Raw genomic sequence first — 21,394 nt, 5'->3', positions numbered from 1 at the left:
AAGCAACTGGAGTGCAATTGTCCCGCTTGCAGCATCTATATACAAAGACGCTTATGCATTCTGCTCATGAGGCAGGGTTATATGGCGCGGCGCAGAAGATGCAGAACGGCCTCAGCGCTGTGCACCCACGGCCTTGGCGCGCTCCAGGCTGGCGTCGAGTTCGGCTTGCGGCGCCTTCTGCGTGGGCCAGCCCTGCATATGCTGCTGGGCGATGCGGCTCAGCGCCGTGATCCAGGGTGCGCTGTCGTTGAGGCAGGCGATGTACTCGAACTGCTCGCCGCCCGCATGCATGAAGGCCTCGCGCGCTTCCTGGCTGATTTCCTCCAGCGTTTCCAGGCAGTCGCTGGTGAAGCCGGGGCAGACCACGTCCACGCGTTTGGTGCCGCTGCGTGCCAGCTCGATCAGCGAGGGCTCGGTATAGGGCTCCAGCCATTTGGCCTTGCCAAAGCGCGACTGGAAGGTCACCAGGTATTGCGAGGGCGACAGGCCCAGGCGCTCAGCCAGCAGGCGCGCGGTCTTGCGCGATTCGCAGTGGTAGGGGTCGCCCAGGTGCAGCGTGCGCTCGGGCACGCCGTGAAAGCTCATGACCAGCTTTTCGCCACGGCCGTTGCTGCGCCAATGGGCCTCGATGCGCTGGGCCAGCGCGTCGATGTAGGAAGCATCGTCGTGGTAGCGGTTGACGAAGCGCAGCTCGGGAATATGGCGCTGGGTGCGGGCCCAGTCATAGACCGCGTCGAACACGCTGGCCGTGGTCGTGCCCGAGTACTGCGGGTACAGCGGCAGGATGAGGATGCGCGTGGCGCCCTCGGCCTTGAGGGCATCGAGCACGCTGGGGATGGACGGGTTGCCGTAGCGCATGGCATGGCGCACCAGCACGTTGTGCCCGGCCTCGCCCAGCCACCCGCGCAGCAGCAGGGCCTGGCGCGCGCTCCAGTGCTGCAGGGGGGAGCCGTCCTTCTCATGCCAGACGGTGGCGTACTTGGCCGCCGACTTGGCCGGCCGCGTGCGCAGGATGATGCCGTGCAGGATGGGCAGCCAGGCAATCCTGGGGATCTCGACCACGCGGTCGTCGCCCAGGAACTGCGCCAGGTAGCGGCGCACGGCCGGGGCCGTGGGCGCATCGGGCGTTCCAAGGTTGCACAGCAGCACGGCGGTGCGCTGGGGTTGGTCGTGGCGGAATGGAGGTTCTGGCGCGAAGCGGGAAGGCATGGGGCCGATTGTGGCAGGACGGAGCCGCCTGCCACGCGAGTCGGATGACCCGGCTGCTGCCGGCGACGGCGGCCTTCGCTATGCTCGAACCATGTCCCAAGCCACCATCGCCCCCCTCGCCGAATCCTCTCTTGACCCTGCATTGGCCGCATTGCAGCAGCTGCGCCGCAGCGGCCGCATCCGCGCCATTTCCATCGACCTGGACGACACGCTGTGGCCCGTGTGGCCAGCCATCTCGCGCGCCGAACAGGTGCTGCTGGACTGGCTGCACGCCCATGCGCCCACCACGGCCGCAGCGCTGCGCGACGTGGCCACCCTGCGCGCCATCCGCGTGCAGATCGAGCGTGACCGCCCGGACCTTGCCCACGACCTGAGCGGCCTGCGCCGCGAGTCCATCCGCCTGGCGCTGCAGCGCAATGGCGACGATGGCGGCCTGGCGGAAACGGCCTTCGACATCTTCTTTGCCGAGCGCCAGCGTGTGGACCTTTACGAGGACGCGCTGCCCGCCCTGCAGTTCCTGGCCGCGCGCTGGCCCGTGGTGGCGCTGAGCAACGGCAACGCCAGCGTGCACGTGGTGGGCATTGGCGAGCATTTCCATGCCGCGCTGAGCGCGACCAAAGCGGGCATGGCCAAGCCGGATGTGCGCTTTTTCCACGCGGCGGCAGCGGCGGCAGGCGTGGCGCCTGACGAGGTGCTGCACATTGGCGACGACGCGCGGCTCGATGCGCTGGGCGCCATGGATGCGGGTATGCACGCAGTCTGGCTCAACCGCACGGGCGTAGCATGGCCTCACGAGGGGTCCACGCCCCACGTCACGGTGGCCAGCCTTGCGCAGTTGTGCCAGGGGCTGGCTGACAGCTGACCCTGCCTGCCCGCGAAGCCGCGCCATGCCATGCCCACCAGCCACAGCACAGCTTTCTTCCACCCCCCCGTCCTCCCCGCCGTGCGCAGCATCGGCTGGAAACACCCCCTGAGCTGGCTGGCGCGTGGCGCGCGCGACATGGCCAGGGCGCCCTGGCTGAGCCTGGCACATGGCCTGGTCTTGACCTTGATCGGGTTTTTGATCTTGACGCTGGGGCACAATCGCTTTTGGCTGATGGCCGGGGCCCTGTCGGGGTTCCTGATCGTCGGCCCTGTCGTGGCAACCAGCCTCTACGCCATCAGCCGTGCGCTGGAGCGTGGCGAGCGCGCCGACCTGTCCCTGGTGCGCAGCACCTGGACGCGCTGGCAAAACTGCCATGTCGCCAAGGCCGACGGGCAGGGCGGCTACTGGTGCCTGGTGCAGTTCGGGCTGCTGCTGTCGCTGGCGGCCACGGGCTGGGTGCTGGTGTCGGCGTCGCTGATCACCGTGCTCTCACCCGTGCGCATCGCCACTCCGGCGGACTTCGTGCAGCACGTGGTGCTGGCCCGCGACGGGCAGTTGTTTGCGATATGGCTGGCGCTGGGCAGTTTTCTGGCAGCGCCTATTTTTGCGTCCAGCGTGGTGGCCATGCCGCTGATGCTGGACAGGCGGGTGACGGTGCGCCAGGCCGTGCTGACCAGTTGGTTGGCCGTGCTGGCTAACCCTGTGCCTCTGGCACTGTGGGCCGCCCTCATTGTGTTGTTGACCCTGCTGGGCCTGGGCAGCTGGCTGCTGGGACTGGTGGCCGTGATGCCCTTGCTGGGGCACGCGAGCTGGCACGCGTACCGCGATCTGGTCGATGCGTCGGCCTTCCCGGCGCGTTGAGCCGGGCGGGCCCGGACCGGCCGGGCCTGCAGGGGAGGATGTAGGACGGTGTTGTCGTGATATTCGGGTATACAGAAGAACAGATCGCCCATTTCTTCCTCACCTATGGCGTGGGGGCCTTCATCCTCTTCATGGTGTTCATCATCCTGCAGCTGGCGCGCCAGTCCAAGGCAGGAAAGTTCGGCACCTTCGTGATCTTCCTGGGCCTGGGCGTGGGCTTTGTGGGCTACATCGCCAAGATCGTCATCCAGTGGTGGATGGAAAAATGATCGTCACCCCCTGAGCCGCTGCGCGGCTTCCCCCTCTCTCGCTTCGCGGGAGGGGGACGACACCCTCGCGGCGGGGCGGCCCTTGCTCGGTGTCCCAGGCTTTGGGCTGCGTCGGGTTTTTGTGCCCTGCTCAGCGCGCCTATCTTCCTGGCCTGCCTGCTCCTTGCTGCGCCTCTATTCCGCCTTGGCCCCCGCAGCCTTGATCACCGGGTCCCAGCGCTTGATTTCGGCGGCGGTGTGCTGGCGCAGGGCGTCGGGGGTGAGGCGGTCTGCGGGCGGGATGATGACGCTCATGTCCGTGAAGCGCTTGACCAGGGCGGGCTCGGACAGGGCGGTGCGCAGGGATTTGTTGAGGCGTTCGATGACGGCCTGGGGCGTGCCTCGCGGGGCGTAGAGGCCGTGCCATACGGCAAGTTCGAAGCCGGGTTGGCCAGCCTGCGCGAAGGTGGGCACATCGGGCAGGGAGGGCAGGCGTTCGCGTGTGGCGACGGCGTAGCCCTTGAGCATGCCCGCCTGTATGTGCGGGCCGGTGGCCACGGGCTGGTCGCAGATGACATCGACATTGCCTGCCACCAGGTCCTGCAGGGCCGGGCCCGTGCCACGGTAGGGCACCAGGGTGGCCTCGGTGGAGGTGGTCTGCAGCAGCAGCATGGCGCACAGGTGGGAGGTGGCGCCTACGCCGGCATGCGAGAAGCGCACTTCGCCCGGTTTGGCCTTCATGTGGGCGATGAAGTCCGCCAGCGTGGCGGGCGCAAAGCCTTTGCTGCGCACCAGGATCATGGGTACGTCGCCGGCCAGCGCGATGGGTTCCAGGTCGCGCCTCACATCGAAAGCGAGCTTGCTGTAGAGCGCGGGCGCCGTGGCAATGCCCATGTTGTGCAGCAGCAGGGTGTGGCCGTCGGCCTGGGCCCGTGTGACGCGGCTGGTGCCGATGGTGCCACCGGCGCCGCCCAGGTTCTCGACGATGACCTGCTGGCCCAGGTCGCGCGTCATGGCCTCGGCCAGCACGCGGGCCAGCACGTCGGTGGAGCCTCCGGCCGCGTAGGGAACGACGATGGTGACGGGCTTGTTGGGGAAGGCCAGGGCGGCAAGGCTGGCTGCTGACAGCGCGGCGGCGAGAAGGGTCTGGGCGAGGGGATTGCGGATGAGGGGGCGCATGGGTTTGTCTCCTGGAGGCGCGTGCAGGGGCCGCCGGCTCTGTGCGGCCGGTTGTCGGTGGCGTGTTTGGTGGCGTGAGGCAGTAAGGCAAGGGCCGCATGCGGCCCTTGACGACGGCGAGACGGCGCAGGCTCAGGCCGGGGCCACGTACCTGTACAGCTCGGTGTGGTCGGCGGCGGGTCCCAGGGACCTGGAGGCGTCGGCCGCCATGGCGCTGACCTGTTCGGCCAGTGCCATGGGCGTGTGCATGGCCTGGCCCAGCGACAGGGCAATGCCCACGTCCTTGGCCTGCAGCGCCAGCGAGAAGCCCGAGTTGAAGGCACCGTTCAGCATGAACTGATGGGCCTTGTTTTCGGTGGTGTTGTTCTTGCCGGTGGAGGCGTTGATCACGTCCACGATGGTGGCCGGCGCAATGCCGAAGGCCGCGCCTGCATGGATGGCCTCGGCCGTGGCGATCAGGGCCGCTGCCGAGACATAGTTGTTCAAGGCCTTGAGCGCATGGCCCGCGCCCACGGGGCCGACATGGGTGATGGCCTGGCCCATGCGCTGCAGCAGCGGCAGGTGCTGGGCGAGCAGGTCCGCATCGCCCCCGACCATGATGGACAGCGTGCCCGCAATGGCGCGCTTGACGCCGCCGGAGACCGGCGCATCCAGCAGCCCGATGCCGCGCTCGCCCAGCAGGCCGGCCAGAGCACGCGTGCGGTTGGGGTCGGCCGAGCTCATGTCGATGATGCAGGCGCCGGGCGGCAGGTGCGGTGCCAGTTCGCCGACCACGGCATCGACGATGCGGGAGTCGGGCAGCATGGTGAAGACCACGCTGCAGCCGGCAAAGTCGGCCGCGCCGGATGCCACGGCCACGCCCGCATGCTCCTGCGCGAATCGTGCGGTGGCGGCGGGCAAGGCGTCCCGGATGACCAGGGCGTGCCCTGCGGCGTGCAGCAGGTGGGCCATGGGCTGGCCCATCATTCCGAGGCCTATGAATCCTATGGTGGTCATGCTGCGTGCCTCAGATGTCCATCTCTTTGAAGACTTCCGAAGCCACGCGGAAGGAGTCGATGGCGGCCGGCACGCCGCAGTAGATGGCGGTCTGCAGGAAGACCTCCTTGACCTCTTCCTTGGTCAGGCCGTTGTTGATGGCGCCGCGCACATGCAGCTTGAGTTCATGCGGGCGGTTCAGCGCCGTGATCATGGCCAGGTTCAGGAAGGAGCGCGTCCTGCGGTCCAGGCCGGGGCGGTTCCAGACATCGCCCCAGCAGTACTGGGTGACCAGCTCCTGCATGTCGATGTTGAAGTCCGTGGCGTTCTGGATGGACGCATCGACATACTCGGCGCCCAGCACCTCACGGCGGGTGGACAGGCCCTGGTCGAAGAGGGCGGGGTTCTTGGGTGCATAGGCTCGGGTCATGAAAACTCCTGATGGAAGGCGGTGAAGGTGTCTTTCGGTGGAGTGAATTTAATCAGATTGTCAGACAATCCTACTTGATGAAAATCTGGATTGCCTGCTGGGCCAGGTGTGTGTATGACAATCCGTCAGTCCGTCCTGCCCCTGGATTGGCGGGTAGGATTCGTCCCATGAACCAGATGCTGCGTGTCCCCCGCGAAGAAACGTCGCTGCGCCTGCGCACGACGCAGACCCTGCGCACGGCCATCCTCGATGGCGTGTTTGCGCCGGGCCAGAAGCTGTCCGAGCGCGAGCTGTGCGAGAGCCTTGATGTGAGCCGTTCGTGCCTGCGCGAGTCCCTGCAGCACCTGCAGGCCGAGGGGCTGATCACCATCGTTCCGCACCGTGGCCCCGAGGTCACGGACATCTCGGTGCAGGAAGTGCGCGATATCTACGAGGTGCGGGCCAGCCTGGAGGGGCTGGCCAGCCGGGGCTTTGCGCTGCATGCCTCGGCAGGCCAGCGCGCCGCGCTGCGTGCCAAGCTGGGCGAGCTGGCTGTGCCCGCCGTGGCCAGCGACAAGGTGGCCCTGCTGGCGATCAAGAACCAGTTCTACGACATCCTGATCGAGGGCTGCGGCAATCTGGTGGCCGGCCAGATGCTGCGGCAGCTGAACAACCGCGTGACGGTGCTGCGGCGCATCTCCATGTCCCAGCCCGGGCGCCTGCCGCAGACGCTGGCCGAGCTGGATGCCATCGTGGCGGCAATAGAGCTGGGCGATGCGGACCAGGCTGCGCGCCTGAGCGCCGATCACGTGCAAAAGGCCGGCCAGGGCGTTCTGCGCGCCATGGCCGAGAAGGCAGGCCCGGCCAGCTGATGCCGGGGCCGGTGCCTGGGGGTGTCAGTCCGTGTGCGCTCAGTCCGGCTTGACCTGGGCGCGCTTGAGCACCTTTTGCCAGCGTGCCTGCTCGGTGGCAATGAACTGCGCGAACTGCTGGGGCGTGCTGCCGATGGGCTCGGCCGCATCGCCCTGCAGGCGCTTGAGCGCGTCCGGCGCCTTGACGGCCTTGGCGCATTCGGCAGCCAGCTTGTCCACGTGGGCTCGGGTCATGCTGGAGGGAGCGAGCATGCCGTACCACTGCGTCATCTCGAAGCCCGGGAAGCCCTGCTCGGCCACGGTGGGCACGTCGGGCAACTGGGGCAGGCGCTGGGTCGATCCCGTGGCGATGCAGCGCACCTTGCCCGCCTTGATGAAGGGCAGCAGGGCGGCAGCGCCCACGGAGGCAGCGTCCAGGCGGCCCGACATCAGGTCCGTCATCATCGGCCCCGTTCCGCGATAGGGCACGTGCAGCATGAAGATCTCGGCCGTCATCTTCAGGTACTCGAAGGCCAGGTGCCCGGCGCTGCCATTGCCGGCCGAGCCGTAGCTGAGCTGGCCGGGCTTCTTCTTGGCGTAGGCGATGAGTTCGCGCAGGTTCTTGACCGGCACATCGGGGTGGACCACGTACAGGCTGGGCACCTTGGCCAGCAGGCTGACGGGCTGGAAGTCCTTGTTCGCGTCGTAGGGCAGCTTGTCGAAGATGTAGGGATTGACGGCCAGCGTGCCGATGTGGCCCAGGATGACGGTGCTCTGGTCATCGGCGCGCGCCACTTCCTGCATGGCGATGTTGCCGGCCGCGCCGGGCTTGTTGTCCACGAAGACGTTCTGGCCCAGGGTCTTGGACAGCTCGGCCGCCGTGGAGCGCGCCACGATTTCCGAGCTGCCGCCCGGCGCAAAGGGCACGACAAAGCGGATGGGACGCGTGGGCCAGGCGTCCTGCGCCAGCGCGGCCGCAGGCAGCAGGCCCGACAGGGCCATGGCGCCCGTGCCGGCCAGCAGTTGGCGGCGGCCGAGCAGGGGCAGGTCTGCGTGGTGAAGAAAGTCGCGCGAAGGCATGTCTGGTCTCCTGGCTATCGTTGTAGTGAATGGGCAGCGGATGCGGCGCCAGCGATGGTGGCGCCGGCGGCTGTCAATCTGCTGTCAAACCAGGGTCTGCAGGCTACGGAGATACCCGGGGGATCAGGCTTTTCCCTCGGCACCCAGGGCCTGGCCGATGGCCTCGGCCGCCTGCAGGCCGCTGCGCACGGCGCCTTCGATGGTGGCCGGATACGGTCCATCCACATGGTCGCCGCAGGCCCACAGGCCGTGGCCCAACTCCATGCCGGGGCGCTGCAGCTGCGGCAGGCAGGCGAAGGTGGCGCGCTTGTCGATCACGGTGCGCAGCGCAACCAGTCCATGCCAGCCCAACTGCGCCTGGGCCTGGGCCAGCACCTGGGCCTGCAGGGTTTCGCGGTCCGATGCGCTGTCGCTGATGACGAAGGCCATCAGGCCCTGCGGGCCGCCGAGTTGCCCACGGTCGAAGACGAATTGCGCAGGCGCATCGGGCGTGGAGCGCAGCGCCAGCCAGGGAGCGCCCGGGGGCAATGTGTGGGAGGGATCGCCGGTCTGCGCATAGACGGTGGCAATGGGGCGGTGCTGCAGGTCCTGGGCCAGTTGCGCCCAGCGCTGCAGGGCAATGCCGTCGCGCGCAGGCAGGCTGTCGTGCTCGGCGGCGGTGAGTGCCAGGCGCGCCGCCTCGGGCGCGGGGCAGGCCAGCAGCACGGCGTCGAAAGGCGCATCGCCGCCCTGGGCTGCGCCCAGCGTCCAGTGCGGGCCCTGGGGCTGCAGTTCTGCGACGCGGCTGCCCAGGCGCACGGCGTGCCCGCGCTCTTGCAGCCACTGCGCGGCCGGCGCCGGGAACAGGCTGCCCAGGTCACGGCGCGGCACCAGGAAATGCGAGCCGCCACGGCCGCTGAACAGCGCATCGCGCAGCACGCGAAGGAACACCGTGCCGCTGGCCAGGTGAATGGGCGTGTTGAGCGCCGAGATGCACAGCGGGTCGATGAACTCGCTGACCAGGCGCTGCGGCAGGCCGGCGCACAGGTCGGCCACGGTGGCCTGCGGCGCGCAGCGAAAGCCCGCCAGCCGCCAGCGCACGGCACGCGCCAGCAGGGCTGCACGCTCGCCCAGGCTCCAGCCGCGTGCGGTTGCAATGCCGGCCAGCGCATCCAGCGGCGCAGGCCAGTCGGGAAAGCGCAGGCCGCTGCCATCGATATAGGGCAAGGCCATGGGCTGGCAGTGCAGGGCCTGTTCAGGGTCCACGCCCACCTCGCGCATGAGGCGCAGGCTTTCGGTGTACGCACCGATGAGGATGTGCTGGCCGTTGTCCACGCGCAGCGGGCCCTGTGGCGTGTCGAGGTCCATGCCGCGCGCACGGCCGCCGGGCTCGCGCGCAGCCTCGTGCAATGTGATGTGCCAGCCGCTGCGCGCCAGCGCAAGGGCGGCGGCAAAGCCGGCCCAGCCGCCGCCGAGGATGGCTGCGCGCGGCACAGAGGTGCGCGGCTTGTCCTTGGCGCTGTCTCTGCTCACCGCGCCATGCGCCCCAGCGCCTGCATCTTCCAGGCCAGCCACAGCTTGCGCAGCGGCGGCAGGCTGATGCGCTGGTGCAGCACGCGGAAGTCGTCGGCCTCGATCTCGCGCAGCAGGGTGCGGTAGATGCTGGCCATCATCAGGCCGGGCTTTTGCGTGCGGCGGTCGGCGGCGGGCAGCAGGGCCAGGGCCTCGTCGTAGAGGCGGTGGGCGCGCTCGGCCTGAAAGCGCATCAGCGCGGTGAAGCGGTCGGAGTATTCGCGCTTGGTGATCTCATGCGCCTTGACGTCGAACTGCTGCAGCTCGCTGATGGGCAGGTAGATGCGTCCGCGCATGGCGTCCTCGCCCACGTCGCGGATGATGTTGGTCAGCTGGAAGGCCAGGCCCATCTTGTGGGCGTAGGCCGTGGTTTCTTCCTGTGTCTGGCCAAAGATGCGCGCGGCCACTTCGCCGACCACGCCTGCGACCAGGTGGCAGTAGCGCGTCAGGCCCTGGAAGTCCAGGTAGCGGGTCTGCTCCAGGTCCATGCGGCAGCCGTCGATGACCGCCTGCAGGTGGCGCTCCTCGATGGCGTAGACCGGGGCGTGCGGCATGAGCGCCCGCATCACGGGATGGGAGGGCTTGCCTGCAAAGGCCTGGTGCACTTCGTTTTGCCACCAGCCGAGCTTGGTGGCGGCCACGCCGGGGTCGGAGACTTCGTCCACCACGTCGTCCACTTCGCGGCAGAACGCATAAAAGGCGGTGATGGCCGCACGGCGCTCGCGCGGCAGGAAGAGGAAGGCGTAATAAAAGCTGCTGCCCGAGGCGGCGGCCTTGTCTTGGACGTACTGATCCGGATTCATATGGGGCCGGATTGTCCCATGGACGGCTGGGAGCCAAAGCCTGGGTGTCGCAACGGCCGGCCCGCCATCACATGCGCAGGGCGCGCCACAGCAGCAGCGGCGCATCGGCCTTGCCGACGGTGGGGCGGCGGTAGAGGCTGGCGCCCTGCAGCGCATCGACCTTGTCCAGGATGCGCAGCCCGCCCTGCACGACCAGACGCAGCTCCCAGCCGATGCGGCCCGGCAGGCGGTGCACCAGCGGTGCGCCGGACTGCATCAGGGCGCGCGCCCAGGCCGATTGGTCGGCCAACAGCGCGCGCACGGCAGGGGTCAGTGCAGCGGGCTCGGCGCGCAGGTCTTCACGCCGCACGCCATGGGTGGCGCAGTCGGCATCGGTCAGATAGTGGCGCTGGCGTGGCAGGTCCACGCTGAAGTCCTGCCAGAAATTGATCAGTTGCAGGGCGGTGCAGATGGCGTCGCTGCGGGCCAGCGATTCGGCATCATCCACCCCGTACAGATGCAGCAGCAGCCGGCCCACGGGGTTGGCCGAGCGGCGGCAGTAGTCAAGCAGCTCCGCGCGGTCGGCGTAGGTGGTGCCGGATTCGGTCTTGCGCACGTCCTGCGCGAAGGCGCTGAGCAGGTCGTCCATCAGCGCCAGCGGCAGCTGGTGGGCGCGTACTTGCGGTGCCAGCCCTGCAAAGACGAGGGGCCAGGCCGTGCGGGAGAGCATGGGGGCCTCGCCTTCGGTGCCCAGCGCCATCAGGTCGGCACGGTAGGCGGCCAGCGCGGCCAGGCGCTCGGACGGCGTGGCGTCGCCCTCGTCGGCCAGATCGTCTGCAGTGCGTGCGAAGTGGTAGAGCGCGGCAATCGGCGGGCGCAAGCGGGGCGGGCACAGCCAGGACGCCACGGGAAAGTTCTCGTAGTGCGTGACCGGGGCGGGGGAGGCGGGCAGGGTGGGAGCGGTGGACTTCACGGTGGCCGATTGTCGATGCTGCGCGCAAGGCCATGCATTTCACTTGACGGGCTCAAGGGCTTCTCCTAAATTACTAACCCGTCAGTCAGTAAACGGCGCCAGCCAGCTGCCGCGGCATGTTGCCCGGATCTTGCAGCCCGCAGCCGCTTTTCGCACCAGCCCTCCCGGATCCACATGCCCGACTTGCCATCGAACCCTGCCGCGCCCGCTTTGCCGCGCCATCTTCTTCTTGCCCCTCTGTGCCTGGCCGCCGTGCTGGCGCTGGGCGCCTGCTCCAAGGCCGAGCCGCCGCCCGAGCCGGTTCGCGCCGTCAAGCTGCTCACCGTAGGCGTGGGCGCGCTGGACACGCAACTGGAGTACGCGGGCGAGGTGCGCGCGCGCATAGAGTCGCGCCTGGGCTTTCGCGTGGCCGGCAAGCTCGTTCGCCGCGAGGTGGAGCTGGGCCAGCACGTGCAGGCAGGCCAGTTGCTGGCGCGGCTCGATGCCAGCGACTACCGGCTGGGAGCTGACGCCGCGCGCGCCCAGGTGGCGGCCGCGACCACGCAGCGCGATCTTGCCGCTGCCGATGTGAGGCGTTACTCGCAGCTGAAGGCGCAGAACTTCATCAGCGGTGCGGAGCTGGAGCGGCGCGAGGCCACGCTCAAGTCTGCCCAGGCCACGCTGGACCAGGCCAAGGCGCAGCTGGCATCGCAGAGCAATCAGGAAGCCTATGCCCAACTGCTGGCCGATGTGCCCGGCGTGGTGACCGGCATAGACGCCGAGCCCGGCCAGGTGGTGTCGGCCGGCTCGCCCGTGGTGCGCATTGCCCAGGATGGCCCGCGCGACGTGGTCTTCGTGGTGCCCGAAGACAAGCGCGGTGCCATCCGCGTGGGCCAGAAGGTGAATGTGCGCCCCTGGTCGGCCGGCATGCAGCCGCTGCAGGGCCAGGTGCGCGAGGTGGCGGCCAGCGCCGATCCCGTCACGCGCACCTACCAGGTGAAGGTGGCTTTGCCCACCTCGGACGCCGCCGCCGTGCCGCCGCTGGGTGCCACGGTCCACGCATTGCCCGAAGGCATGGGCCCCACGGGCCAGCCCGTGATCAAGCTGCCGACCACGGCGCTGCGCCAGGAAGGCGGCGGCGGCCAGGGCACGGCCGTGTGGGTGTTCGACGCCGCCAGCAGCACGGTGAAGCTGCAGCCCGTGCAACTGGCCACGGCCGATGGCAACGAAGCCGTGATTGCCGCAGGCCTGACGCCCGGCATGCAGGTGGTGGCTGCCGGCGTGCATGTGCTCACGCCAGGCCAGAAGGTCACGGTCTATCAGGACCGTTATGACAAGGCCCCGCAGCCGGCACAGCAGCAGCCGGCACAGCAGCGGCCGCAACAGACACAGCCTGCACAGGCGCCTGCCGCCGTAGGCGCTGCGCCCAGCGGAGCGGCCCAATGAGCGGGCCCAAGCACAAGGCGCCGCAGGGCGCGCACTTCAATCTTTCGCGCTGGGCGCTGGACCATGTGGCGCTGACGCGCTATTTCATCGTCGTGCTGCTGCTGCTGGGCTTTGCCTCGTATTTCCAGCTGGGGCAGGACGAGGACCCGCCCTTCACCTTCCGCGCCATGGTGGTGCGCACCAACTGGCCGGGCGCCACGGCGCAGCAGATGGCCGAGCAGGTCACCGACAAGATCGAGCGCACGCTGCAGGAGGTGCCCTACGCCGACAAGATCAGCAGCTACTCCAAGCCCGGCGAGTCGATGATCATCTTCCAGCTCAAGGACAACTCGCGCCCCGGCGATGTCCAGCAGCTGTGGTACACGGTGCGCAAGAAGATCGGCGACATGCGCTACACCCTGCCGCAGGGCGTGCAGGGGCCGTTCTTCAATGACGAGTTCGGCGATGTCTATGGCGTGATCTACGCCCTGCAGGCCGACGGCTTCAGCTACGCCGAGCTCAAGACCATGGCCGACGACGTGCGCCAGCGCCTGCTGCGCGTGCCCGATGTGGCCAAGGTCGAGCTGTTCGGCGTGCAGGACGAGAAGGTCTACATCGAGCTGTCGCAGCGCCGCCTGTCGCAGCTGGGCCTGGACATGAACCAGGTGCTGGGCCAGCTGGGCCAGCAAAACGCCATCGAGGGCGCAGGCGTGCTGCAGACGCCGCGCGAGGATGTGCAGGTGCGCGTGGCCGGCCAGTTCCTGGCGGTGGACGAGCTGCGCGCCATGCCCATCCGAGGCGCATCGGGCGCGCAGCTGCGCCTGGGCGATATCGCCGAGATCCGCCGCGGCTATGCAGATCCGGCCAATGTGAAGGTGCGCCACCAGGGCCGCGAGACGATTGCGCTGGGCGTATCCATGACCAAGGGCGGCGACATCATCCGCCTGGGCAAATCCCTGCGCGGCGCCGTGGGCGACATCGCGCGCACGCTGCCGGCCGGCGTGGAGCTGGCCAACATGCAGGACCAGCCCAAGGCGGTGGCCGACTCGGTCAACGAATTCCTGCAGGTGCTGATCGAGGCCGTGGTGGTGGTGCTGGCCGTGAGCTTCATCAGCCTGGGCCTGCACAAGCGCGAGGGCCACCAGCCGCTGTGGAAGCGCTGGTACATCGACCCGCGCCCGGGCCTGGTGGTGGCCATCACGATCCCGCTGGTGCTGGCCGCGACCTTCCTGGCCATGTGGTACTGGAACATCGGCCTGCACAAGGTGTCGCTGGGCTCGCTGATCATCGCGCTGGGCCTGCTGGTGGACGACGCCATCATTGCGGTGGAGATGATGGTGCGCAAGATGGAGGAGGGCTACGAGAAGTACCGCGCCGCCACCTTTGCCTACGAGATCACGGCCAAGCCCATGCTGACCGGCACGCTGATCACGGCGGCGGGCTTCCTGCCCATCGGCATGGCCAAGTCCATGACGGGCGAGTACACCTTCGCCATCTTCGCGGTGACGGTGATTGCGCTGGTGCTCAGCTGGTTCGCCTCGGTGTACTTCGTGCCTTACCTGGGCATGCTGCTGCTCAAGCGCCCGCCGCACGCGGCCACGCTGCCGCCCGAGGTGGCCTCGGGCGAGGTGCCCATCGAGGAGACCAACCTCAATGCCTCGTCGGCCGAGCATGAAGTCTTCGACAGCCCGTTCTACAACCGCTTTAGGCGCGCCGTGAACTGGTGCGTGACGCACCGCTGGCTGACCATCGCCATCACGGTGCTGGTCTTTGCGCTGGGCCTGGTGGGCATGTCGCGCGTGCAGCAGCAGTTCTTCCCGGATTCCAGCCGGCCCGAAGTGCTGGTGGACATCTGGTTCCCCGAGGGCACGTCGCTGGCCGCCAACGAAGCCGTCACGCGCCGCGTGGAAGAGCGCTTCATGCAGCTGGACGGCGTGCGCACGGTCAGCGAGTGGGTGGGCTCGGGCGTGCCGCGTTTCTACCTGCCGCTGGACCAGGTGTTCCCGCAGAACAACGTCTCGCAGTTCATCCTGGTCGCCCAGGACCTGCCCACGCGCGAGCGTCTGCGCAAGGCGCTGCCGGCGCTGCTGGCCCAGGAGTTCCCCGAGGTGCGGGGCCGCGTCAAGCTGCTGCCCAACGGGCCTCCCGTGCCCTATCCGGTGCAGTTCCGCGTGTCCGGCACCGATCCGCAAAAGCTGCGTGCCTATGCCGACGAGGTCAAGCAGGTCATGATCGCCAACGCCGACATGCGCGGCGTCAACGACAACTGGAACGAGTCCGTCAAGGCCGTGCGCCTGGAGGTTGACCAGGACAAGGCGCGCGCCCTGGGCGTGAGCAGCCAGGCCATCGCCCAGGCGGCGCGCGTCATGCTCAGCGGCTCCACCGTGGGCCAGTTCCGCGAGGGTGACAAGCTCATCGACATCGTGCTGCGCACGCCGTATTCGGAGCGCGACGCCATCACCGACATCGCCAACGCCTACCTGCCCACGGCGTCGGGCAAGTCGATCCCGCTCACGCAGATCGCCAAGCCCGTGATGGTCTGGGAGCCCGGCGTGATGTGGCGAGAAAAGCGCATGTTCGCCATCACCGTGCAGGGCGATGTGCGCGAGGGCCTGCAGGGCGCAACGCTGACCCATGCCCTGTTGCCGGGCCTGCGCGAGATCGAGGCGCGCTGGCACGCTGCGGGCGACACGGCCTACCGCATCGATGTGGCTGGCGCCGTGGAGGAAAGCTCCAAGGGCTCGGACGCCATCGTCGCTGGTGTGCCGGTGATGCTGTTCCTCACCTTCACGCTGCTCATGCTGCAACTGCGCAGTGTCAGCCGTTCACTGCTGGTGTTCATCACCGGGCCGCTGGGCATTCCCGGCGTGGCGGCGGCGCTGCTGCTGCTGGGCCGGCCCTTCGGCTTCGTGGCGCTGCTGGGCGTGGTGGCGCTGATGGGAATGATCCAGCGCAATTCGGTGATCCTGATCGACCAGATCGAGACCGACCGCGCGCGCGGCGTGCCGGCCTGGGACGCCATCATCGAAGCCGCTGTGCGCCGCCTGCGCCCCATCGTGCTGACGGCTGCCGCCGCCGTGCTGGCCATGATCCCGCTGTCGCGCAGCGTGTTCTGGGGCCCCATGGCCGTGGCCATCATGGGCGGGCTGATCGTGGCCACGGTGCTGACACTGCTGGCCCTGCCGGCCATGTACGCCGCCGTGTTCCGCGTGCGCCGCGAGCCCACGCATTGAGGCGGCGAAAGCGCAGAGGCCGCCGCTCAAATCCGGGGTATGGCAATGCACCCCGCAATTGCGGCTAGAATCTGCGCCCTGACCTAGGAGCCGCCGCGCAGGCGGCTCCCCCAAGAACCAGCGCGGGTGGCGAAATTGGTAGACGCACCAGGTTTAGGTCCTGACGCCAGCAATGGTGTGGGGGTTCGAGTCCCCCCCCGCGCACCACAATAGAGAAATGGCAGAGTACGCCTAATCTCACTTAAACCCGTTTTCTTCGAAGAAAACGGGTTTTTTTTCGCCTCTGCATGTCACGGACATGGGGGTAACAGGTGTGTGGATGTGATGCCGCTATGCCACAGCAACGTTCTTGGAAGGCTTATAGCGAGATAAATGAAAATATCATCTAAGCATGATATATTTGTTATATTATCTTTAGGTAATAATTTCAATTCATCATCTTGAGATGATATTTTGAATGCCCTGGCCAGGAGAACACCATGGACCACCTGTTGCAACTGCCCGATCAGCTTGCGCTGCACCTGAAGTCGCTGCGCAAGGCCGCTGGCGTGAGCCAGTCCCAACTGGCACAGCGGCTGGGCGTGTCCCAGTCGCGTGTGGCGGCGATAGAGCGTGACCCGGCTGCCATCAGCGTGCGCCAGCTGATGGAGATCCTGCAGCTGCTGGATGCCGATCTGCTCATGCGGCCCAGGGCGGATGCGGTGGCTTCTCCTGCGTCTGCATCTGTGCCTGTGCCTGCTGCGTTGAAGGTGGCCGAGCCAGCTCCACAACCGTACGCGGGTGACAACGTGCCCCGCAAGCCCGCCGACCGCCCCGTGGCCTTCAAGCCGCAGGCGCTGCCGCCGCACTGGCAGGACCGCAAGCCGAAAGGGTCCTGGTGATGGCGGCGCTGGGCGTCTGGATGAATGGGGAGCGGGTGGGCACCTGGGAGGTCACGCGCACGGGCCGCCACGTGTTCGCCTATGACCCGGCCTGGCCGCAGAGCGCGCATGCGCGGCCGCTGTCACTGTCCATGCCCTTCACGCGCGACCTGACGGTGGCGGGCGAGGTGGTGGCCCATTATTTCGACAACCTGCTGCCGGACGGCGAGGGCATTCGCCGGCGCATTCACCAGCGCTTCGGGCTGCGCGGGATCGATGCGTTTTCGCTGCTGGAAGCCATTGGCCGCGATTGCGTGGGGGCCGTGCAGCTGCTGCCCGAGGGTGCAGTGCCCGACGGTTTTGACCAGGTGCGCTTCGAGCCGCTGAGCGAGGCGCAGATTGCAGAGCACCTGGCCAGCCTGGGCGCCGGGTTTGGTGCGTTGGAGGTGGACCAGGAGTTCCGGCTGTCCATTGCCGGTGCGCAGGAGAAGACGGCGGTGCTGCGCCATGGCGGCCAGTGGTGCCGCCCGCTGGGCGCGACGCCGACCACGCATATCCTGAAGCCGGCCATCGGCGTGGTGCCGCACTGGCACTACGACCTGAGCGAGTCAGTGGCCAATGAGTGGCTGTGCGCCCGGCTGCTGGCCGAGCTGGGCTTTGCCGTGGCCGACAGCAGCATCGAGACCTTCGGCGGGCAGCAGGTGCTGTGCGTGGAGCGCTTTGACCGCGCCTGGACGGCCCAGGGCTGGATTGCGCGTCTGCCCCAGGAAGATTTCTGCCAGGTGCGCGGCGTTGCCAGCGCCAACAAGTACGAGACCCATGGCGGGCCCGGCATGCTGCAGTGCCTGCAAGTGCTGCAGCATGGCAGCGAGCCTGCCCAGGATTGCGCCCGCTTCGTGATGGCCCAGCTGGCGTTCTGGCTGCTGGCGGCCACGGACGGGCATGCCAAGAATTTCTCGGTGTTCCTGCAGCCGGGCGGCGGCTATGAGATGACACCGCTGTACGACGTGCTGTCGGCCTGGCCCATCATCGGTCACGGCCACGGCAAGATCGCCCGCCAGCGCGCCAGGATGGCCATGGCCCTGCCGGGGCGCAGCCGCCACTACCGCCTGGCCGAGATCCAGCACCGCCACTGGAAGGCCCTGGCCGAGACCACGCGCATCGCAGGCCTGTGGGAGAGCATGGTGGAGATGGTCGAGGCGCTGGACGGCGCCATAGCCCGGCTGCAGCCACGCCTGCCGGCCAGCGTGCCGCAGTCTATGGCCCGGCAGATCTTCGACGGGGCGCGTGACCAGGCGCGGCGCTTTCTGCTTAGGGGTGATCACTGAGCCATATGGGTGGCTGGCTCAGTGCCGCGATGTTGCTGTGCATCGAATTCTGACAATGGCATGGCTGCCATCTGTCGTGCGACTTCCCGGCGCTTGATGTGTGTGCTTATCGGAAGTATCACAGACGGATTGGGGATGGCGCTGGGAGAGATAGTGCGGTTGATCTCCGTCACTGCTGAAAATACGTGGCCACATTCGAAGTTGCGGCACTGGAATATGGTTTCCCGGCTGGTGTTGGTCAATTGCAAGCTGGTGCGTGTGTACGCGTGTTCATTGCAGTGTGGGCACATCATTCGCATGGGTCATGTTCCTTTCGAGGCCAGTTGACGGTATGAGCGGCTGTTCAAAAGCAGGGCTTATGGGATGCCAGGCTTCCTGGTCTTGGGGCGAGCACTTGCGTTGCACGCATGCGGGCGTAGCCGCCTATCCAGGCGTCCAGCGTGATGCCCATGCTTTCGAGGCCCTTTGGACATTGCTTTTCACCATCGATGGCAATCTGTTGGGCAACGCGGTAGGGCATGTCATGCAAGGCCTCCTGGATGAACTCGGCGACCCAAGGCGGTCCGTAGTTTTCCAGCACGTAGGCATCCAGGTACTCGGCGAGATACTGCTCGTGGCCTTCGCTGCTGGCATGGCTGGATGCCGCCGTGTGGGCCCAGCAGGCTGTAGACGCGTTTGCTTTCATGGCTGTCTGCAATCGATGTGGCAAGGCGAGGTGGGTGTGCGTGGTTGCGAGAATCGATGCCTTTAATATACCTTAAGGTTCTATTTTTGATGGTTCTTTGGGTATTGTCCTTTGGGTATTTGTGGGTATTGTTGACAAAAAAAACCACCCCTGAGGGTGGCTTGGTAGTCTTCTGTGCGGGTTAGTAGACTTTGCTTTCCCAGGCGCGCAGCACCTTGGCCAGGATCTGAAGGTTCATGCCGGGTTTGATGTACCACTCCCGGTATTTCTTGTTCTCGCTGATCACCAGAATGCCCTCACCGGGAATTCGCTGAAGGCGCTTGATAAAGCCTTCTCCGTCGACCGAGAAGAAGTAGACACCATCGAACTCGCACTCCCTGACGCCAGTGTCCACCAGGAGCGGATCGCCTGGATTGAACATCCCCAGCATGGAGTCTCCAAAGCCCGTCACGATGGCCAGGTTGTCATAGGACGTCACGTAGGGGAGGTTTTTCTGGGCCCACTCACTGTTCACGCTCCAGCTGTTGATGACGCCGGGCTGGTCTCGCAAGACCAGTCCGCCGCCCATGGCGCCACCTGTGGAGTACTGTCGAATCACTATTTCGTCTCGTGTGAGTTTCTTGTTGGTATTTTCCACCAGGTCGGGGGTGTGCTTTAGAGCTGCGGCTGCCTCATTGGGTGTCATTTCCCAAAAACCGCGCGGCAGATCGAATGCCGTCCGCGTGGCTTCCATCAACTCTTGCCCAATTCCTTTGGCGCCCTTCTTGTCTTGAGGGTAGAAAAGTCGGTTGACGTAGCTTGCGTCCTTTCCTATGGCGCGTGCCATCGCGGCCCGATTGCCTTGGGCGAATTCCGAGCAGACGATTGTAAGAAGTTGTTGCAGGCGTGTGTGCTGATCCATGGTCTGATTTTCGCGTTGAGTACCTGTGGGTACAAGATACCTTCGGGTATCTTTTTGTAGGTTCCTTGGGTATCATGTGCTGCATGAACCCATTCAAATTGTTTTTTTGTGAGCTGGATCGTCGCGGGCGTGCCGAGTTCGCCGAGCGGTGTGGCACCACGCCAGGGCTGCTGAGCAAGCTGGTCTATGGCGGCGGGAAAGTGGAGTTGGGGCTGGCTGACGTGATGGTGGCTTTGGGGGGCGGCAGGTTTTCCCTGGATGCGCTGCCATTGACCGAAAGGGCTCGTTTCCAGAACGAAGCTCGCTCGATAGGCCATGGGAGGTGCGCATGACAAGCCAATGCAATGCCGTTCTGCCTGATCCCATGGTGCCCTGCGACTGTGATCTTTCCGACTTTCCGTTCATGCCACTGGATGTCGCCCGGCTGAGAGATTCGGACCTGGCGGCCAACGAGACCCCCGATGCATGCTGGGCCGCCGTGCTGCTGTGGTCTGCCGCCTGGCACCAAGTTCCCGCTGGCTCCATGCCGGACAACGATGCCTGGATCGCGAAACAGGCGGGCTATGCCCTGCGGGGACGTATTGACCCCAAGTGGAAACGCGTGCGTGAGGGAGCCATGCGAGGCTGGGTGCTATGCAGTGACGGACGCTACCACCACGCGGTGGTAGCGGAGAAGGTTCGCGATGCCTGGAGTGCCAAGTTGCTGCAGCGTTGGCGCACCGAATGCAGCCGCATCAAAAAGCACAACGACAGGCACGGGACAGATGTGCGCCGTCCATCGTATGAGGAATGGATAGATTGCGGCCGTCCCACTGGACAGGTGCTGTCCATGTCCGGGGACGGTTACGCATGTCCGGGGGAACAAGATGACAGTGTCCCTGGGGACAGTGCTCCGGTGTCCCGTGGAAGCTGTGTTGCGGTCTCTGCGGAAAGCGCCTCCAAGGGACAGGGAAAGGGAAAGAGACAGGGACACCCTGATGTTCGCTCCAATCCTGGCGGTTCGATCCGCCAGCCCGTTCCTGCCAGCGACTGCAGCGAGATCATTTTCGGCTATGGGCTGTCTCTGCTGGTCAACTCGGGTACGCCGGAAAGACAGGCACGGTCCTTCCTTGGCGGGTTGCGCAAGGTCCATGGGGACGATGCGTTGATCGACAGGCTGCGTGCCTGCGCCCAGGCCAGGCCGCTGCAACCGCTGGAATGGCTGGCTGCCGCACTGCCGCCACCGACGAGGGCCGCTATTCGTCGCTCCGTCCCCGTGGGCAGGCACGGCGCAGCCTACGCGGCCATCATGGAGGCGTAGGCATGCAGAGCATTTCCGCCCTGTCGTCCGTTGCGATAACGGGAGAGCTCCGGAAGCAGGCCGCGAGTTCCGCCGTGAAAAACCTGTTCCTGGTCATGCAGGGGTCCTACGGTTCGCTGTTTCTGAGCAAATTCGCCACAGGCGTTCTGGATGATGGCGGGCGAGATCTCGGGGTCCGCGCGGCCATGCGTGTCTGGAGTGCAGCGCTGGCGAAATACGACTCCAGTGTGATTGAAACTGCCGTGGCCCGACTGCCTGCGGCCCATCCGGATTTCCCGCCGCATCTGCCTCAGTTTGAAGCGCTGTGCCGTGCCGCCACCCCGCGCAGCACACATGCCGAGTTGCAGGGGTGGACTCGTCTGCCAGCACCTGGTGCTTCGCCTGTCCGTGTGCAACTGGTGCCTGTAGGCGATGGCAAGGACTGGGCGCGCCGCATCCTGGCCCGAATCCGGGCCGGTGACCAGACCGTCACCCGCGCAGTGCTTCGCAATGCCATGCAGGCCATGGGCATGGATGGGTGGCCGCGATGAATGTCCAGACTTGTCCGAATGCCCCCCACAGCCTATCTCCATCGTCCTGACGTCCCTGCCTGCTGCGCCGTGGCACCAATCTTCCCCTTCCGTGCCCAGAGCCGCCCGTTTCCCAGCCTTCCATTGAAAGGGTAGAACCTTGAATTCCACGCTTTTTCGCAACAACGTAT

The 21,394-nt window shown here is 66.6% G+C and carries 22 protein-coding genes and 1 tRNA gene; 12 read left to right on the top strand and 11 right to left on the bottom strand.

Annotation, left to right across the window (positions count from 1 at the left end; genetic code table 11):
* Nucleotides 1–111: 111 nt before the first annotated feature.
* A complete protein-coding gene (gene hemH / locus INR38_RS12600; RefSeq protein WP_207444293.1) occupies nucleotides 112–1,209 on the bottom strand; it encodes a ferrochelatase in 1,098 nt (365 codons plus the stop codon).
* A gap of 91 nt (nucleotides 1,210–1,300) precedes the next feature.
* Here hemH and INR38_RS12595 point away from each other — a divergent pair, with 91 nt between their 5' ends.
* Genes INR38_RS12595 through INR38_RS12585 form a run of 3 tightly spaced genes read left to right on the top strand, consistent with a single transcriptional unit; the run spans nucleotide 1,301 to nucleotide 3,204 of the window.
* Nucleotides 1,301–2,071 (top strand): HAD family hydrolase, encoded by a 771-nt coding sequence (locus INR38_RS12595; protein WP_013803318.1) that lies wholly within the window; start codon nucleotides 1,301–1,303, stop codon nucleotides 2,069–2,071.
* A gap of 30 nt (nucleotides 2,072–2,101) precedes the next feature.
* A complete protein-coding gene (locus INR38_RS12590; protein ID WP_063326687.1) occupies nucleotides 2,102–2,935 on the top strand; it encodes a DUF2189 domain-containing protein in 834 nt (277 codons plus the stop codon).
* A 56-nt stretch (nucleotides 2,936–2,991) separates the two neighbouring features.
* Entirely contained in the window at nucleotides 2,992–3,204 is a 213-nt protein-coding gene (locus INR38_RS12585; RefSeq protein WP_012204482.1) for a DUF2788 domain-containing protein, read from the top strand.
* A 174-nt stretch (nucleotides 3,205–3,378) separates the two neighbouring features.
* Here INR38_RS12585 and INR38_RS12580 read toward each other — a convergent pair whose 3' ends face one another.
* The 3 genes from INR38_RS12580 to INR38_RS12570 all read right to left on the bottom strand — a co-directional run bounded on the left by INR38_RS12580 (nucleotide 3,379) and on the right by INR38_RS12570 (nucleotide 5,767).
* Complete coding sequence (locus tag INR38_RS12580) at nucleotides 3,379–4,362, bottom strand: tripartite tricarboxylate transporter substrate binding protein BugD (protein ID WP_207444292.1); 984 nt, start codon at nucleotides 4,360–4,362, stop codon at nucleotides 3,379–3,381.
* A 132-nt stretch (nucleotides 4,363–4,494) separates the two neighbouring features.
* Entirely contained in the window at nucleotides 4,495–5,358 is an 864-nt protein-coding gene (locus tag INR38_RS12575) for an NAD(P)-dependent oxidoreductase (protein WP_207444291.1), read from the bottom strand.
* Between the two features lie 10 nt (nucleotides 5,359–5,368).
* Complete coding sequence (locus INR38_RS12570) at nucleotides 5,369–5,767, bottom strand: carboxymuconolactone decarboxylase family protein (protein ID WP_012204485.1); 399 nt, start codon at nucleotides 5,765–5,767, stop codon at nucleotides 5,369–5,371.
* 167 nt (nucleotides 5,768–5,934) lie between these two features.
* On the opposite strand from INR38_RS12570, the gene INR38_RS12565 reads away from it, so the two are divergent.
* Nucleotides 5,935–6,618, top strand: a complete 684-nt coding sequence (locus INR38_RS12565) for a GntR family transcriptional regulator (RefSeq protein WP_043823817.1) — start codon at nucleotides 5,935–5,937, stop codon at nucleotides 6,616–6,618.
* 39 nt (nucleotides 6,619–6,657) lie between these two features.
* Here the strand turns inward: INR38_RS12565 and INR38_RS12560 are convergent, their stop codons facing one another.
* The 4 genes from INR38_RS12560 to hpnC all read right to left on the bottom strand — a co-directional run bounded on the left by INR38_RS12560 (nucleotide 6,658) and on the right by hpnC (nucleotide 10,983).
* A complete protein-coding gene (locus tag INR38_RS12560) occupies nucleotides 6,658–7,677 on the bottom strand; it encodes a tripartite tricarboxylate transporter substrate binding protein (RefSeq protein ID WP_034391671.1) in 1,020 nt (339 codons plus the stop codon).
* A 123-nt stretch (nucleotides 7,678–7,800) separates the two neighbouring features.
* Complete coding sequence (gene hpnE, locus INR38_RS12555; protein ID WP_207444290.1) at nucleotides 7,801–9,189, bottom strand: hydroxysqualene dehydroxylase HpnE; 1,389 nt, start codon at nucleotides 9,187–9,189, stop codon at nucleotides 7,801–7,803.
* On the bottom strand, nucleotides 9,186–10,031 hold the full coding sequence (gene hpnD, locus INR38_RS12550; protein ID WP_013803312.1) for a presqualene diphosphate synthase HpnD: 846 nt from the start codon (nucleotides 10,029–10,031) through the stop codon (nucleotides 9,186–9,188). The genes hpnE and hpnD overlap by 4 nt, the downstream gene beginning before the upstream one ends.
* Nucleotides 10,032–10,098: 67 nt before the next feature.
* Nucleotides 10,099–10,983 carry a squalene synthase HpnC gene (gene hpnC, locus INR38_RS12545; RefSeq protein WP_207475964.1) on the bottom strand — a complete coding sequence of 295 codons (885 nt, stop codon included), beginning with the start codon at nucleotides 10,981–10,983 and terminating at the stop codon, nucleotides 10,099–10,101.
* 174 nt (nucleotides 10,984–11,157) lie between these two features.
* Between hpnC and INR38_RS12540 the strand changes: the two genes are divergently transcribed.
* From INR38_RS12540 to INR38_RS12520, 5 genes are all read left to right on the top strand, one after another.
* A complete protein-coding gene (locus tag INR38_RS12540) occupies nucleotides 11,158–12,408 on the top strand; it encodes an efflux RND transporter periplasmic adaptor subunit (protein WP_207443820.1) in 1,251 nt (416 codons plus the stop codon).
* A complete protein-coding gene (locus INR38_RS12535; protein ID WP_013803309.1) occupies nucleotides 12,405–15,620 on the top strand; it encodes an efflux RND transporter permease subunit in 3,216 nt (1,071 codons plus the stop codon). The genes INR38_RS12540 and INR38_RS12535 overlap by 4 nt, the downstream gene beginning before the upstream one ends.
* A gap of 120 nt (nucleotides 15,621–15,740) precedes the next feature.
* A tRNA-Leu gene (locus INR38_RS12530) sits at nucleotides 15,741–15,827 on the top strand.
* 272 nt (nucleotides 15,828–16,099) lie between these two features.
* A complete protein-coding gene (locus INR38_RS12525; protein WP_207443822.1) occupies nucleotides 16,100–16,501 on the top strand; it encodes a helix-turn-helix transcriptional regulator in 402 nt (133 codons plus the stop codon).
* Nucleotides 16,501–17,808: a type II toxin-antitoxin system HipA family toxin gene (locus INR38_RS12520; protein ID WP_207443824.1), complete on the top strand. Its 1,308-nt coding sequence runs from the start codon at nucleotides 16,501–16,503 to the stop codon at nucleotides 17,806–17,808. Before INR38_RS12525 ends, INR38_RS12520 begins: the two co-directional genes overlap by 1 nt.
* On the opposite strand, the gene INR38_RS12515 is transcribed toward INR38_RS12520, so the two are convergent.
* The 3 genes from INR38_RS12515 to INR38_RS12505 all read right to left on the bottom strand — a co-directional run bounded on the left by INR38_RS12515 (nucleotide 17,802) and on the right by INR38_RS12505 (nucleotide 19,394).
* Nucleotides 17,802–18,107 carry an ogr/Delta-like zinc finger family protein gene (locus INR38_RS12515; protein ID WP_013803306.1) on the bottom strand — a complete coding sequence of 102 codons (306 nt, stop codon included), beginning with the start codon at nucleotides 18,105–18,107 and terminating at the stop codon, nucleotides 17,802–17,804. The two genes, INR38_RS12520 and INR38_RS12515, sit on opposite strands and share 7 nt — an antisense overlap.
* A gap of 44 nt (nucleotides 18,108–18,151) precedes the next feature.
* Nucleotides 18,152–18,493: a hypothetical protein gene (locus INR38_RS12510; protein WP_207443826.1), complete on the bottom strand. Its 342-nt coding sequence runs from the start codon at nucleotides 18,491–18,493 to the stop codon at nucleotides 18,152–18,154.
* Between the two features lie 181 nt (nucleotides 18,494–18,674).
* The gene (locus tag INR38_RS12505) at nucleotides 18,675–19,394 is read right to left on the bottom strand and encodes a LexA family transcriptional regulator (RefSeq protein WP_207443828.1); all 720 of its coding nucleotides are present in this window, start codon (nucleotides 19,392–19,394) and stop codon (nucleotides 18,675–18,677) included.
* An 83-nt stretch (nucleotides 19,395–19,477) separates the two neighbouring features.
* Between INR38_RS12505 and INR38_RS12500 the strand changes: the two genes are divergently transcribed.
* The 3 genes from INR38_RS12500 to INR38_RS12490 are packed head-to-tail and all read left to right on the top strand — an operon-like array spanning nucleotide 19,478 to nucleotide 21,224.
* Nucleotides 19,478–19,726 (top strand): hypothetical protein, encoded by a 249-nt coding sequence (locus INR38_RS12500; protein ID WP_141441628.1) that lies wholly within the window; start codon nucleotides 19,478–19,480, stop codon nucleotides 19,724–19,726.
* The gene (locus INR38_RS12495) at nucleotides 19,723–20,694 is read left to right on the top strand and encodes a DUF1376 domain-containing protein (RefSeq protein ID WP_063326679.1); all 972 of its coding nucleotides are present in this window, start codon (nucleotides 19,723–19,725) and stop codon (nucleotides 20,692–20,694) included. Before INR38_RS12500 ends, INR38_RS12495 begins: the two co-directional genes overlap by 4 nt.
* A gap of 2 nt (nucleotides 20,695–20,696) precedes the next feature.
* Entirely contained in the window at nucleotides 20,697–21,224 is a 528-nt protein-coding gene (locus INR38_RS12490) for a hypothetical protein (protein WP_207443830.1), read from the top strand.
* Nucleotides 21,225–21,394 lie beyond the last annotated feature (170 nt).

Origin of the sequence: Delftia sp. SD018, assembly GCF_017355445.1 — a bacterium.
Classification (GTDB): domain Bacteria; phylum Pseudomonadota; class Gammaproteobacteria; order Burkholderiales; family Burkholderiaceae_C; genus Comamonas; species Comamonas acidovorans.
Note: the sequence above shows the minus strand (reverse complement) of the source record. Positions and strands in the feature narration are given on the sequence as shown.

Coding starts and splice junctions, on each gene's coding strand:
- hemH (WP_207444293.1), bottom strand. CDS start 1,209: ATGCCTTCCCGCTTCGCGCCAGAACCTCCATTCCGCCACGACCAACCC.
- INR38_RS12595 (WP_013803318.1), top strand. CDS start 1,301: ATGTCCCAAGCCACCATCGCCCCCCTCGCCGAATCCTCTCTTGACCCT.
- INR38_RS12590 (WP_063326687.1), top strand. CDS start 2,102: ATGCCCACCAGCCACAGCACAGCTTTCTTCCACCCCCCCGTCCTCCCC.
- INR38_RS12580 (WP_207444292.1), bottom strand. CDS start 4,362: ATGCGCCCCCTCATCCGCAATCCCCTCGCCCAGACCCTTCTCGCCGCC.
- INR38_RS12575 (WP_207444291.1), bottom strand. CDS start 5,358: ATGACCACCATAGGATTCATAGGCCTCGGAATGATGGGCCAGCCCATG.
- INR38_RS12570 (WP_012204485.1), bottom strand. CDS start 5,767: ATGACCCGAGCCTATGCACCCAAGAACCCCGCCCTCTTCGACCAGGGC.
- INR38_RS12565 (WP_043823817.1), top strand. CDS start 5,935: ATGAACCAGATGCTGCGTGTCCCCCGCGAAGAAACGTCGCTGCGCCTG.
- INR38_RS12560 (WP_034391671.1), bottom strand. CDS start 7,677: ATGCCTTCGCGCGACTTTCTTCACCACGCAGACCTGCCCCTGCTCGGC.
- hpnD (WP_013803312.1), bottom strand. CDS start 10,031: ATGAATCCGGATCAGTACGTCCAAGACAAGGCCGCCGCCTCGGGCAGC.
- INR38_RS12540 (WP_207443820.1), top strand. CDS start 11,158: ATGCCCGACTTGCCATCGAACCCTGCCGCGCCCGCTTTGCCGCGCCAT.
- INR38_RS12535 (WP_013803309.1), top strand. CDS start 12,405: ATGAGCGGGCCCAAGCACAAGGCGCCGCAGGGCGCGCACTTCAATCTT.
- INR38_RS12525 (WP_207443822.1), top strand. CDS start 16,100: ATGGACCACCTGTTGCAACTGCCCGATCAGCTTGCGCTGCACCTGAAG.
- INR38_RS12520 (WP_207443824.1), top strand. CDS start 16,501: ATGGCGGCGCTGGGCGTCTGGATGAATGGGGAGCGGGTGGGCACCTGG.
- INR38_RS12515 (WP_013803306.1), bottom strand. CDS start 18,107: ATGCGAATGATGTGCCCACACTGCAATGAACACGCGTACACACGCACC.
- INR38_RS12510 (WP_207443826.1), bottom strand. CDS start 18,493: ATGAAAGCAAACGCGTCTACAGCCTGCTGGGCCCACACGGCGGCATCC.
- INR38_RS12505 (WP_207443828.1), bottom strand. CDS start 19,394: ATGGATCAGCACACACGCCTGCAACAACTTCTTACAATCGTCTGCTCG.
- INR38_RS12500 (WP_141441628.1), top strand. CDS start 19,478: ATGAACCCATTCAAATTGTTTTTTTGTGAGCTGGATCGTCGCGGGCGT.
- INR38_RS12495 (WP_063326679.1), top strand. CDS start 19,723: ATGACAAGCCAATGCAATGCCGTTCTGCCTGATCCCATGGTGCCCTGC.
- INR38_RS12490 (WP_207443830.1), top strand. CDS start 20,697: ATGCAGAGCATTTCCGCCCTGTCGTCCGTTGCGATAACGGGAGAGCTC.